Origin of the sequence: Pasteuria penetrans (genome assembly GCF_900538055.1) — a bacterium.
Classification (GTDB): Bacteria; Bacillota; Bacilli; order Thermoactinomycetales; family Thermoactinomycetaceae; genus Pasteuria; species Pasteuria penetrans.
Window position 1 is genome coordinate 426,972 of the sequence record NZ_UZAC03000001.1, and the last position, 12,782, is coordinate 439,753.

At 49.4% G+C, this 12,782-nt stretch carries 11 protein-coding genes and 1 pseudogene; 11 read left to right on the forward strand and 1 reads right to left on the reverse strand.

Annotation, left to right across the window (positions count from 1 at the left end; translation table 11 throughout):
• The first annotated feature begins 768 nt into the window (after positions 1–768).
• The 8 genes from coaBC to PPRES148_RS10450 all read left to right on the forward strand — a co-directional run bounded on the left by coaBC (position 769) and on the right by PPRES148_RS10450 (position 8,612).
• Positions 769–2,004 (forward strand): bifunctional phosphopantothenoylcysteine decarboxylase/phosphopantothenate--cysteine ligase CoaBC, encoded by a 1,236-nt coding sequence (coaBC, locus tag PPRES148_RS01730; RefSeq protein WP_149452948.1) that lies wholly within the window; start codon positions 769–771, stop codon positions 2,002–2,004.
• The gene (gene priA, locus PPRES148_RS01735) at positions 1,982–4,447 is read left to right on the forward strand and encodes a primosomal protein N' (protein ID WP_149452949.1); all 2,466 of its coding nucleotides are present in this window, start codon (positions 1,982–1,984) and stop codon (positions 4,445–4,447) included. The genes coaBC and priA overlap by 23 nt, the downstream gene beginning before the upstream one ends.
• Positions 4,448–4,454: 7 nt before the next feature.
• Positions 4,455–5,009 carry a peptide deformylase gene (def, locus tag PPRES148_RS01740; protein WP_149452950.1) on the forward strand — a complete coding sequence of 185 codons (555 nt, stop codon included), beginning with the start codon at positions 4,455–4,457 and terminating at the stop codon, positions 5,007–5,009.
• Positions 5,009–5,971 carry a methionyl-tRNA formyltransferase gene (gene fmt, locus PPRES148_RS01745; protein ID WP_149452951.1) on the forward strand — a complete coding sequence of 321 codons (963 nt, stop codon included), beginning with the start codon at positions 5,009–5,011 and terminating at the stop codon, positions 5,969–5,971. Before def ends, fmt begins: the two co-directional genes overlap by 1 nt.
• The gene (gene rsmB, locus PPRES148_RS01750) at positions 5,971–7,314 is read left to right on the forward strand and encodes a 16S rRNA (cytosine(967)-C(5))-methyltransferase RsmB (protein ID WP_149452952.1); all 1,344 of its coding nucleotides are present in this window, start codon (positions 5,971–5,973) and stop codon (positions 7,312–7,314) included. Before fmt ends, rsmB begins: the two co-directional genes overlap by 1 nt.
• Before the next feature lie 74 nt (positions 7,315–7,388).
• Entirely contained in the window at positions 7,389–7,634 is a 246-nt protein-coding gene (locus tag PPRES148_RS01755; RefSeq protein WP_149452953.1) for a hypothetical protein, read from the forward strand.
• Between the two features lie 66 nt (positions 7,635–7,700).
• Positions 7,701–7,874, forward strand: coding sequence for a hypothetical protein (locus tag PPRES148_RS10445; protein WP_187820365.1), 174 nt, complete (start codon positions 7,701–7,703; stop codon positions 7,872–7,874).
• Positions 7,875–8,441: 567 nt separating this feature from the next.
• Positions 8,442–8,612: a hypothetical protein gene (locus PPRES148_RS10450; RefSeq protein ID WP_187820366.1), complete on the forward strand. Its 171-nt coding sequence runs from the start codon at positions 8,442–8,444 to the stop codon at positions 8,610–8,612.
• A gap of 834 nt (positions 8,613–9,446) precedes the next feature.
• Here PPRES148_RS10450 and PPRES148_RS01760 read toward each other — a convergent pair.
• Positions 9,447–9,797 carry a hypothetical protein gene (locus PPRES148_RS01760; RefSeq protein WP_149452954.1) on the reverse strand — a complete coding sequence of 117 codons (351 nt, stop codon included), beginning with the start codon at positions 9,795–9,797 and terminating at the stop codon, positions 9,447–9,449.
• Between the two features lie 846 nt (positions 9,798–10,643).
• On the opposite strand from PPRES148_RS01760, the pseudogene PPRES148_RS01765 reads away from it, so the two are divergent.
• The 3 genes and pseudogenes from PPRES148_RS01765 to PPRES148_RS10460 all read left to right on the forward strand — a co-directional run.
• Positions 10,644–11,369: pseudogene (locus PPRES148_RS01765) on the forward strand (reverse transcriptase domain-containing protein); the annotation flags it as partial.
• Positions 11,370–11,465: 96 nt separating this feature from the next.
• A complete protein-coding gene (locus PPRES148_RS12500) occupies positions 11,466–11,705 on the forward strand; it encodes a group II intron maturase-specific domain-containing protein (protein WP_281289969.1) in 240 nt (79 codons plus the stop codon).
• A 580-nt stretch (positions 11,706–12,285) separates the two neighbouring features.
• Positions 12,286–12,444 carry a hypothetical protein gene (locus PPRES148_RS10460; RefSeq protein ID WP_187820370.1) on the forward strand — a complete coding sequence of 53 codons (159 nt, stop codon included), beginning with the start codon at positions 12,286–12,288 and terminating at the stop codon, positions 12,442–12,444.
• Positions 12,445–12,782 lie beyond the last annotated feature (338 nt).

Here is a 12,782-nt window from a genome sequence, read left to right on the forward strand (position 1 = left end):
TAGTACGCATGGTATTTGGAGGAAGCAGCTTTCCCGTCTTCCGTTTTTTTCTCTGGGTGTTCCATGGATCGGTAGCGCAAGTCCAGGGATGGTAGAATTTTTATAACATTGAATGGTACCCTATCCTAATTTTGGAACTTCCTGGGGACAGGGGGGGTCCTATCTGGGTTGTGAATTGGGTGGTTTCAGTGGGATACACGGGGATGATGAATGCAACAGATTTCGTGTATACCCGGTGTGGATCATGGTAGCGGTAGTCATCATCGTTTGGATTATGTCATGGTTTTCTATTCAATATTCACTTAAGAGGCTGCTTTTAAGAAATGAAATACCTTATTTAGATAGACAGGGATCGGGGGGGTTGTTTCCTCGCCAGCATTGTGTCCAGAATTTTGGGGTCCTGTCGGATCCAGTTTTTTTCCCCGTGCGAGGTCTTTCTTTTCCCAGATTCATTCCATAAGTACTTGGCATTTGATCTTATGAGTTCGGGATGCGTCCAATGAAGAGGGTGAGATCATGAGGGAAGGGGATGGGACGATTGGTGGGTTCTGATGGAAATGGGTGCATACTGAAGTGGGGTGGGACCCGTGTTTTCCCGTGGGATCCACTATGCCCTTTATTTCGATGGGATTAGTGTGGGCGTTTCCGATTTTTATAAGTGATGATGGATTACATAATATTTTTTGAATCTATTCGCTTTCGACTATGTTTTTATCCCAGTATGTTTTTAATCCAAGCTCGGGATACACTAGGGGGTGTGAAATCAGGATGCCACACATAATATTAGGAATCAGCGGCGGGATTGCTGCCTACAAAGCAGCGTCCGTGGCGAGTCAATTGACGCAGCAGGGTTGTAAAGTTTCAACGATTCTTACAGCGGCAGCTAGTAAATTCATCACACCCTTGACCCTACAGGCCCTAACAGGGCAGCCCGTAGCTACGGATTTGTTTTCTGAGCCTGATCCCTCTGTCATCCGGCATATTGCTTTGGCAGAGAGTGCTGATTTGGTGTTGGTGGCCCCTGCAACTGCCAACCAGATAGCCTCTCTGGCACAGGGTTTGGCTGGAGATTTACTTTCCACTTTGCTTTTAGCGACTCGTGCTCCCGTTGTTTTTGCGCCGGCTATGAATCCCAGAATGTATGATCACCCTGCCGTGCGGGTGAATCGGGAAATTTTACAGTCCAGGGGTGTTTCCTTTGTGCCCCCTGGTACGGGTAGGATGGCCTGTGGTTCTGAGGGAGAGGGGAGATTGGCAGAACCAGAGGTCATTGTTCAACATGTAAAAGGAAAATTGTCCCAATCCCAGGGTAATCGCAGCGTTTGGCAACAACGCACGGTGCTTATTACAGCGGGCCCGACGATTGAACCCATAGATCCCATGCGATATTTGACCAATCGTTCCTCTGGTAAGATGGGTTATGCTCTGGCAGGGGCAGCCCAGAGGGCGGGTGCGAAGGTACTTTTGATCAGTGGTCCCGTTTCCCTATCACCACCGTTGGGTGTACAGGTTATTCCTGCAGAGACAGCAGCTGATATGTTGGCGAAGGTTCAAAAGTATCTATCTCAGGTTGATGTTGCTTTCTTTGTAGCGGCCGTATGTGATTTTCGTCCGCAGCAATTTGAAACAGAGAAAAAACCCAAACCCGTTGGGGAATTTTTTTTGCCTTGCGTCCTAACGGCTGATATAGCTGCTTGGGCAGGGAAGCAGCGACGTCCTGGACAATTCCTACTGGGATTTGCTGCTGAAACAGGGAACCCGATGAGTACGTCGGTACAGGCAAGGGCGGAGGAGAAGCGGAGGAATAAAAAACTCGATGCCATTGTGATCAACCAAGTGGGTAAGCCAATGGAGGGAGCGGGGAGTGATACCAACCGATTCACTATTTGCTATTCTGGTGGAAAGGTGATCCATTGGTCTTTGGCTACCAAATACCAATTGGCAGACCAACTGGTAGCCTGGGTGGGAGGGCGTCTGGATTATGATGGTAGAACGGATCGCTGATGTAGTCGTGGATGAACCCTCACGATTGTTGGATCAGATTTTTTCCTACCGTATTCCAGTCCCATTGGTAGAAAAAGTTAAGCAAGGGAGTCGGGTCTGTGTCCCCTTCGGCAAACAGATTCATCACGGTTTTGTCTACGAGCTCCGTTCTCTGTCCACGGTACCGGATTCGTATCGTTTCCTAGAGGCAGTTCTCGATCCCCTTCCTCTTCTGACTCCTGAACTTTTGAAAATTGCTGACTATATGGCCACACGCTATTTTTGTACCTTGGGTCACGCCTTAGCAACCATGGTTCCCGTGGCTGTGCGTGGTACCATAGGTCGGAGGCTGAGGCAGGGCGACGTAGATGCTGACCGTTTTTTGTCGAGTTTAGCAGCGCAGCCTATTTTCACCCACTGGCGCCAGAAGGGGAAACGTAGTTCATCCGTGAAGGAATTGTTGTCCTTATCGGGGGTGGATGCAGATCTCTTGCGATCCTTAATCGAGGAGGGTTTATTGGTTTATGAAGATCATCAGAAGGGTGGACAGGCATCGAAGGTGCTCTGGGTGGAGTGGCAACCGCCAAAAAAGTTAGCAGAGGGACTGGCTCATCTATCTGTGCGTGCTGTTCGTCAGCGGATGGTATTGCAGTATGGAATGGATCATCCGGGGAGAATCCGCTTGCGGGATCTATTGGGGATAACGGGGATATCACGGTCGGCGGTCCGGCGATTGGTGGAGTTGGGGTACCTTAAGATCATGGAGGGTGGGACGTTACTGGAATGGGGGGGGGGAAATCATGATGGGATACAGGAACAACCGATGCCGTTGGTGCCGGGTCAGGCACGGGCATGGGAGTCATTGTGTTCCATCATACGACGGGATGTTTACGCACCTGTACTTTTGCAGGGAGTAACGGGGAGTGGTAAAACGGAATTGTATCTGCGGGCCATATCCGAGGTACTGTCCCGTGGTAAGGGTGCCCTCGTTCTGGTGCCGGAGATTGCATTGGCACCACAGACAGTTGCCCGTTTGCAGTCCCGTTTTGGGGACAACGTGGTGGTATGGCATAGTGGTCTAGTGGATAGCGACCGATATGCGGTTTGGCAAAGGATTCGGCAGGGTAAGGTGGATATTGTCGTGGGGGCCCGTTCGGCTGTCTTTGCTCCCCTTTATCGGTTGGGTATCATTGTCATTGATGAAGAGCACGAATCTACTTATGCACAAGATGGGAATCCAGCATATCATGCTGTAGCCATTGCACACCAGCGAGCCCGTTATCATGGATGTGTACTTTTGTTAGGATCGGCTACTCCTTCCCTTCCCACGTATTGCTTGGCCCGTCGTAACTACTATCAACATCTTGTATTGTCAGAACGGGTTTGCAAACGCCCTTTGCCACCGGTGAGTATTGTGGACATGCGACGGGAAACACTCGATGGCTCCCGGCATATGTTCAGCCAATCCCTTTATCAGGCGTTGGAGTCCTGCTATCGGTCGGGGGAACAGGCCATGCTTTTTCTCAATCGGCGTGGTTTTTCAAGTTGTCTGCTTTGTCGTCATTGTGGGGAGGCCATTCGTTGTGAACATTGTGATGTAACCCTTACCTATCACAAACAGGTACACCAGCTTTTATGTCATTACTGCGATTATCATATTCCCCCTGTTACCCATTGTCCCAATTGCGATAGCGATCGTCTGTACCCCATGGGTATGGGAACACAACGGGTAGAGATGGCCTTGCAACAGCTTTTTCCCACCCTACGGGTATTGCGGATGGATGTGGATACTACCCAGAAGCGGGGAGCCCATGAGCGTATGCTGGCTTCTTTCGCGGCGGGTGAGGCGGATCTTCTGTTGGGTACGCAGATGATTGCCAAGGGTCTTGATTTTACCCGTTTGACCTTGGTGGGTGTGGTTGTTGCGGATACCCTTCTCCACTGGCCCCATTATCGGGCGGCCGAGCGAACCTTCCAGCTGCTGGTTCAGGTCAGCGGGCGGGCAGGGAGGCATAATCCGGGTCGAGTGATCATCCAAACCTATCATCCTGAGCATTACAGCATTGCGTTGGCGGCGCAACAGAATAGTGATATTTTTTATCAGCGTGAATTACAAATGCGTCGTGCACATCATTATCCACCTTTTTGTATGTTGGGTACAGTATTGATGAGTCATCCCGATCGTGAAATCGTCTGGCAGAGGGCGAACGTTTGGGTGGAACGTTGCAGGCGGGAATTATCCGAGGTGGCTTCGGAGATATGGGGACCTGTGGTGGCTCCCATTCCGCGGCTGGCGGATCGCCATCGTATGCAAATTGTGATGAAATTGCCGATAGATCCGACGGCCTACCGACGGGTTTTATCATCCTTACGTACCTGGGTATTGGAGGAACAAAAGAGGGAAAAAATGCGAATCCGTGTTACCTTAGAGGGTGCGGATGTAATGGTAGCAAAGGGGGTTTGAAGTAAAGATGGCAATCCGCACTATAGTTCAGCATCCGGCAAGCATTTTGCGCCATTCAACCTATCCCGTGGTTTTCTTTGGTCCTCGTCTCCATCGTCTTCTAGACGATATGGTAGAGACAATGCAGAATGCTTCCGGGGTGGGGTTGGCAGCTCCGCAAGTGGGAGTTCAAAAGAGAGTATTGGTGGCTTATGATCCCGATGATGCGGAGGGACGTGTGCACGAACTGATCAATCCAGAGATTTTGGAAGCGACGGGCGAGCAAACAGAACCCCTAGAGGGTTGTTTATCGATTCCTGATTTACTAGGAAATGTGGTTCGTTTTCATTACCTGAGGGTAAAGGGGAAAAATAGGAATGGGGGGGATATTCAGTTGGAAGCGGAGGGTTTTTTGGCCCGTGTGTTGCAACATGAGATGGACCATTTGGATGGTATATTGTTCATTGATCGGGCAAAGGAGGTGTTCCCCCGTTCCCAGTATGAGAACCGGGATGAAGGACAATCAGTCGACGATGTTTCTGGTTCCTCCCGTACATTTCCGTCCTCAGGAGGAACACTGTAATGAGAGTTGTTTTTATGGGTACACCACAGTTTGCTATCCCTAGTTTGAGGGCATTATTGGGTTCGGATGATTGTCAAGTGGTGGGTGTCGTGACACAGCCCGATCGTTCGGTAGGGCGCAAACAGGTTTGTACCCCTACCCCCGTGAAGCAGGTGGCGCTCCAACATGGGATTCCTGTGCTACAGCCTATACGGTTACGCGCACCGGAGGCAGTGGACGCGGTTCACCGGTTGAAACCGGATCTCATTGTGACCGCTGCATATGGACAGTTGATTCCTGATGATATCCTAACGTTGCCTCGTTATCGTTGTCTCAATGTTCACGCCTCTCTCCTGCCCCGTTACCGTGGTGGGGCGCCTATTCATTGGGCGCTCATCCGGGGGGAGAGGGAGACTGGTGTGACCATCATGATTATGGTAAAGGAATTGGATGCAGGGGATATGGTAGCACAGGTGGCAATTCCGATTGAACCAAGTGACGATGTGGGTACGCTACATGATCGTCTCAGTCAGGTAGGTGCGGAATTGCTGTTATTCATTGTACCGGCTTGGTCATCAGGCGATCTGTCCCCAGTACCACAGGACCCGGAAAAGGTTACCTATGCCCCTAATGTGAAGCGTTTGGATGAGAGATTGGATTTTTTTCAGCAAACGGCACAAGAATTGAGCTATCGTGTCCGTGGCTTGTCCCCCTGGCCGGGTGCTTTTTTACAGCGCGCCAATAGGGAAATTTGGAAGGTGTGGGAGGTGTGTTGGCGTCCTGCAACAACGACATTGGGATCCGGATATGTTACATCTATAGATCGGGATCAAGGTGTTTTGTGGTTGGGGGCCAAGCAGGATGAGTTAGGTCTCCTTACGATCCAGCCGGCTGGGAAGCGGAGGTTGCCCATGCGAGATTGGCTGAGGGGACATTCAGTGGATGTAGGGGATCGTTGGATTCTTCCAGGGGTGGTTGGTTGATGTCCGCGCGTGAGGTGGCTCTCTCATTGTTAGGAAAGGTAGAGGATCAGGGGGCCTATTCTAATCTATTGTTGCAACGCGATTTACCGTCTATGTTGTCGGATCAGGATCGTCGTCTGGTGGTACAGCTTTTCTATGGTTATTTTCAGTATCGTGGTGCCCTAGATGCCATTCTCCACCCTCTCCTCCCCAAGGGTTTACTATCCCTACCGTTATGGATTCAGCGAATTCTCCGGTTGGCCCTGTATCAAATCCTCTACCTAGATAAAATTCCTGCCTATGCGGCCGTAAATGAGGCTGTACAGTCAACCCGTACCCATGGTTTTCCCAAACTAGCTGGGTTGGTCAATGGGGTATTGCGGTCGGCGATTCGTCAGCGGGAACGAGAGGAAAAATCGGCTCCTCCTCCCCCCACCACATTGCCGGAACGGTCGTCCTATGTTTCTGTACCCGCCTGGATGTTGCGGAGGTTGGAGAATCAGTATGGACGGAATCGGGCCTTGGATATTGCTGTATCTTGGCTTCGTTTACCGTCGTTGCATGTGCGGGTGAATCCCTTACGTACAACCCCTGTGAAACTCTGTGAGTTGGGTGGGGGAGAGGTGGTACCCTCTGAATTTTTGCCGGAGAGTTTACATGGAGGGGGACCGAGGGCGGCTACCCTCATTTTTGAATGGATGAAAAAAGGTTGGTGTACGTTACAGGATGAGAGCTCCATGTTGGTTACCTATGCCTTAGATCCACGGCCGGGGGAATACATTTTGGATGCTTGTGCGGCCCCGGGTGGTAAAACGGGTCATATAGCAGAGCGGATGGGGGATCAAGGAACGATAGTAGCTTGTGATTGTAAACCTCATCGTGTTCTCTTGCTGAAAGGGATGCAGGAACGGCTCGGATTGGTTTCCATTGACGTTCGTTTGCAAAATTTACTCAATTTTGAACCTAAAGGTTTTTTTGATGCTGTTTTACTTGATGCGCCTTGTTCAGGTTTGGGTGTATTGCGACGCAAACCGGAGTTGAAATGGCGTTTTACAGAGGATCAGATTGTTTCCCTGGCGATCCTGCAACGCAAGTTATTGTGTGCCGCTGCGCGTTGCCTGCGTCCGAAGGGTCGATTGGTTTATGCTGTTTGTACCTGGACAGAGGAGGAAACAATTCATCGTGTGGATGAATTTCAATCAGATTTTCCCGATTTTCTACCAGATGTTGAATTACTGCGTCGTTTTCCTCAGAATGTGCGGGATCGAGTTGTGTTAGGGTCCTCTCCCCATTGGTTGCAGATCCTGCCAAAGGATCATTGGGTACCGGATGCCTTCTTCCTGGCGGCCTGGCGAAAGCCGTGATCCCAAAATTTTTACTATATTTTGGTAAGGAATGTTGTTTATTTGAAAAGGAATAGTCCGATGAGTGTTGGGGAATGGCGCAAGCGAATGGCGCAAGCGAATGGCGCAAGCGAACTGAACGAGGGCGCATCGAAATGGACCTTTTATGTCGAAATCGGAGGGTAAGGATCCCTACCCTTGGATCGAGGCTAGGGGGGAAGACCTATGCCCTAGCGGCATGCGGTGTACGGGCGGGATGTGTGTCAAGAAGTCGTTCAAGAGATGAAGGTTGCTCGGCCCTTCGTAACCGGCTGATAGGTAGCAGGTTACAAACCGCCTAGTGCTGCTGGTGTGGAAACACCCCGGTGGTGAGCGATCTAGGAAAAGGCAGGGCATGACCCTGTCAGGTGGGAATCGGGGAGATCAGCGAAAGCGAACCAGCCGAAGACGCATCGAAAGGTATAGTCCATGTCAAAACCGATGTGGGTCCCGAACGTCGGGATGAACCGTGGGGGATGACCTATCTACTGCCCCGGTGGCATGCGGTGTTCAGGCGGGATGAACCCGATTTAGGCTCTTGATCGGAACTTGAGAGATCGTCGTACGGCGTCTGGCTGTCGCCAGATGTATAAAGACCGAGGACAAACCGAGGTTCCGTGCACGAAGTCGGATCAGCTCATAGTAGTGAGGAAGCTTCTGTAATGGAAGTGGAGCGAAGGGGCTGACTCATCCTGCGGAGGACAGTTAGATGAGAACTTTAGCGGGAGATCCGCTGGAGGAGATCAAACGACAACTTTAGTGGAGATCCACTATAGGAGGTCACTGGAACCTCGGAGCAACATCCCCATAATCGAAGTAGGACCTAAAGGGTCTGAAGATTGGGATGGGATGAGAAGAGCCGGATGATGCGAGAGTATCATGTCCGGATCTGTGAGGGACTCGGCTGAAATGCCGGGTCTACTCGACGAACTCAATCCAGGCTTTTTCCGTGCAACCGCTTGGGAAACCTGTCGTGTAGACGCCTAGCAGATGATCGTCGCCAGGCTGTAAAAGCCAGGGGATATCGAGGGGTCTTGCCATATTAGGATCGTACAGGTTTGTAGGTAGCTAGGGAGCTCCGCAATGGAAGTGGGGCAAAGGGGCCAGCTTTGTCGGACTGGTTCCCGGAAAGATCAAGTGGAGAACGGGAAATCATACCAGTCCTGCCCGTTTACACAACCATCATAATGGACACACGTTGTGCACCGTTGATTTATGTGGAGATGGGAAGAGCCAGATATAACGCTGTTGAGTCCAGTTCTATGGGGGGCTTGGTATGAATACCACCAGGTCTATTCGACGTCGTATGGTGCCCGTCGTTTGTCGACAGAGGTAAACAAAGACCGAGAATAAACTGGAGTTTCCATGCACACAGTTGGATCAATTCATAGTGGTGACGAAGTCCCTGTAGTGGGGATGGGATGAAGGGGATTGAATGGTTTTCTGATTTTACGGTTTAAGTCCCCGTGAGGTCAGAAGTCATCGGACAGGGGTTGGATCAGTGGATTTCACACTGGCCGTAAGCCAAGAATCTAAAAGCCAAGATGGCTTGGCTTGGCATGTTAGGGAGCTCTGGTTATCCAAGGCGGAGTTGGTATGGATTTGGATGAAATAGCGGGCCTACTCCGTCCTCAACTCGTGGGGTGGATTGGATGGTAAGGTGTCTTCTGTCTTTCATCCGTGATAGGTTCCCTATGGGACTCAACCAGAGTTTGGATAGATGGGGCATCCTTCTCTCATTTTCGTCTATGAGTACTGCTATCTAAAACTTTGTTCATTGATGTTGAGTAATAATATTTATATAAGTAAAATATACATAATGAAATTTCCGGTATGCGCTTTTTATTTGAGAAAAAATGTGTCCCTCAGGTATAGTTTTGCGAGAGGGTTGGCTGAAGTGTCATTCCTACTGAACATAACCGAATTTTTTGAAATTGGTAGCGGGGTTCTTTGGCATAGGGTTCTATAAACCCTATTGCAAGGACGATGCCTTTTCCTTGTTGTTATCTGCTTCTAGTGGGTAGAGACACTAAAGGGAGAGCAGGCTTATAGCGCTCTGCTCTCCCTTTGGGGTTATAAAGGTTACGGTTGGGGCGATAGTGTGTTTACACACTTTAGGCGAATCGTTGGTAAACGTTTTCTGGTACAAAGTAAATGGAATTATTTATGTTTAGTTTATAGTGGTATTCTACTCTTTGGGTGTGGATGTTGAAGATGGAGACACGGTTTTGCCATTGAACGGGGAAGTTATTCACGTAATAGCTGACCTGCGTTGGTTGGTAGATAACCGGGTAGGGGAGTTGTTGGTAGCTACTGACACAATAGCTGTAGGGGGAGTAATCACAGTTAGAATAGGCTGTTGCTGTTATTCTGGATGCTGATGCGGGGGAGGAGGGGGAGAAGGCAGCGGCTGCTATCGTACCTAGGGCCATTGTGGAAGCGATGACTTTGTATGGGATCCTCATTTGGAATGCCCCTTTCACTAATTTAATTTTTATTTTTTTATGAGCATGGATTCTATACTCACTTTTGAATGATTGCAGTTGATTCCTATTGGGAACGAGTCATATAAGTTGTCGGGGGGATGATGGGTTTCTTTCTAAATTCTATTGACAATCATTCCTTATGTCCCATGGTACTTCTTTTGCAGTTGTAATGGTATAGACTGGGGATTAAAAATGGCTTACACTTTGATTTCTCTTCCCTTTCATATGTGTAAGTTTTCAATGAATACAGGGGACGGTGTGGTTTCGATTGCGTTTACATGTGTTTGGGAAGTTCTACAAAGGATGGTGGTTGTCCGGTTTTTCGGGGTAGGTCAATTTGAGAACGAGTCATATAGGTTGCCGGGAGGATGATGGGTTCCTTTCTAGATTCTATTGACAATCATTCCTTATGTCCCATGGTACTTCTTTTGCAGTTGTAATGGTATAGACTGGGGATTAAAAATGGCTTACACTTTGATTTCTCTTCCCTTTCATATGTGTAAGTTTTCAATGAATACAGGGGACGGTGTGGTTTCGATTGTGTGTACATATGTTTGGGAAGTTCTACAGAGGATGGTGGTTGTCCGGTTTTTCGGGGTAGGTCAATTTGAGAACGAGTCATATAGGTTGCCGGGAGGATGATGGGTTCCTTTCTAGATTCTATTGACAATCATTCCTTATGTCCCATGGTACTTCTTTTGCAGTTGTAATGGTATAGACTGGGGATTAAAAATGGCTTACACTTTGATTTCTCTTCCCTTTCATATGTGTAAGTTTTCAATGAATACAGGGGATGGTGTGGTTTCGTGTGTCGTGTCGAGCTCTATGAGGGATGGGGGAGGGGACCCCCGAAACCGGCAGGTGGTAAGCAGGTTTAAGGTCCGAAGGGTGGAAATCCCGAAGCCAGACGGTGGGAAGAGACCCCTCAGAATACCAACAATAGGGGATAGGATCGCCCAAACGGTGGTTAAGAACCGACTCGAACCCCTCCTAGAGCCACGCTTTGTTCCTGATTCCTATGGATGTTGCCCGGGGAAATCTGCCCTGGATGCAGTAGATAGGAATAGGAGTCGTTGCTGGAAGTATGCCTGGGGGATTGATCTTGACATAAAGGGATTCTTTGACAATATACCGCATGATTTGCTTATCATAGCATTGAAACATTGCGGCATTGACAAAAGGATGCTCCGTTATTGTGAGAGATGGCTCAAAGCCTCGGTACAACTACCCGATGGAACGATCGAAGAAAGGACCAAGGGCACACCACAAGGGGGTGTCGTGTCATAAGCCCCCCTACTGGCCAATTTGTTTTTGCACTATGCCCTAGATCGATGGTTGCAGGAACATCATCCAGATATTGAGTTCGAAAGATATGTGGATGACGTGATCCTTCATTGTGAAAATCAAGCCCAAGCCGAAAATCTTCTAGGGGAACTGCAACAGAGAATGGCTCAGTGTGGTCTGGAACTACATCCGACAAAAACCAAAATCTTTTATTGCAAGGATGGCTGGAAGACAGGGAAGTACAAAGGAATATCCTTTGACTTCCTAGGGTTTACGTTTTGCCCGCGTCAGGCTGTAACCCGTGTAGGGAGAAGAAGGTTTTTAGGATTCAATCCAGCTGTCAGCCGGAAATCGAAGAAGAAGATAGCTAAGCGGGGGAAGGAAATAAGAAAACACATGGAGCCAGGTATGGAACTGCATGAGGTGGCGGAAAGGTCCAATCCCATATTGAGGGGCTGGGTGAATTACTATGGGGTCTTTGATCCCTCACATCTGAGGAAATCCCTACTACGGAGTTTCGATGACAATGTTTTGGCCTGGTGGGCCGTGTGTCAAGAAGTCGTTCAAGAGATGAAGGTTGCTCGGCCCTTCGTAACCGGCTGATAGGTAGCAGGTTACAAACTGCCTAGTGCTGCTGGGGTAAAAAAGTGCCCTGGTTGTGAGCGATCTAGGAAAAGGCAGGGCATGACCCTGTCAGGTGGGAATCGGGGGGATCAGCGAAAGCGAACCGTTCGAAGACGCATCGAAAAGGCTAGTTCATGTCAAAACCGATGTGGGGTCCTAACGTCGGGATGAGCCGTGGGGGATGACCTATCTACTGCCCTGGTGGCATGCGGTGTATAGGCGGGATGAACCCGATGTAGGCTCTTGATCGGAACTTGAGAGATCGTCGTACGGCGGCGTCTGGCTGCCGCCAGATGGAAAAGACCGAGGACAACTGAGGTTCCGTGCACGAAGTCGGATTAGCTCATAGTAGTGAGGAAGCTTCTGTAATGGAAGTGGAGCGAAGGGGCTGACTCATCCTGAGGAGGACAGTAAAATGAAACTCTAGTGGGAGATCCGCTAGAGGAGATCACTGGAACCTCGGAGCAACATTCCTATAATCGAAGTAGGACCTAAAGGGTCTGAAGATTGGGATGGGATGAGAAGAGCTGGATGATGCGAGAGTATCACGTCCAGTTCTGTGAGGGACTCGGCTGAAATGCCGGGTCTACTCGACAGAAAGAAGTATAAGAAGCTCGGTAGCATGCGAAAGGCTCGTAGGTGGATCCAGTATATACGAGGAAAGTACGGGGACCTGTTTGCGCACTGGGACACATTAGACGCTAAGATGGGGCAATAAGAGCCACATAATGCGAGAGTATTACGTGTGGTTCTGTGAGAGGGTTGGCTGAGATGCCAGCCCTACTCGACGATTGCGTGTACATGTGTTTGGGAGGTTCTACAGAGGATGGTGGTTGTCCGGTTTTTCGGGGTAGGGTCAATAGGTGTTTCAAACTGTCTAGTGTTGCTAGGGTAAAGGGACCCTGATGATGAGCGGCTAGGAAAGGGCAGGGCTTGATTCTGTTGGATAGGAATCGAGGAGATCAGCACGAGCGGACCGTTGATGATGCATTGGGAATCATAGTAGGCTATGTCAAAACCGATGTCTACACACAATACAATTGCATTCCCAATTTG